Below are 281 nucleotides of genomic sequence, written 5' to 3'. Positions count from 1 at the left end.
CCGCCATAAAGCTTTCATCAACAGAGATTATTTTGGCTTGCGGGTTCAGTTGCCCGAGTTTGACCGATAAAACGCCGTTGCCGCATCCTAAATCAATAATACTCTCTAAGGTGTCATCTTGAGGTAAATAATCTAAGAGTAAACGCGCACCTTGATCCAAACGTTCAGCAGAGTAGACATTAGGCAGATTAGTTAATTCAATCGTTTTATCATCAATGCTCCAGCAAATACTTTCTTCAATCGAGGGAATGGGCTGAACATCGGGCTGAGAAAAGACGAGA

The 281-nt window shown here is 42.3% G+C and carries 1 protein-coding gene; it reads right to left on the bottom strand.

Annotated features, from left to right (window positions below; genetic code table 11):
• A partial coding sequence (locus P8629_RS11665) for a methyltransferase (protein WP_278166295.1) occupies nt 1-281 on the bottom strand: 281 nt, incomplete at both ends.

It is taken from the genome of Hydrogenovibrio sp. 3SP14C1 (assembly GCF_029625905.1).
GTDB lineage: Bacteria > Pseudomonadota > Gammaproteobacteria > Thiomicrospirales > Thiomicrospiraceae > Hydrogenovibrio.
Note: the sequence above shows the minus strand (reverse complement) of the source record. Positions and strands in the feature narration are given on the sequence as shown.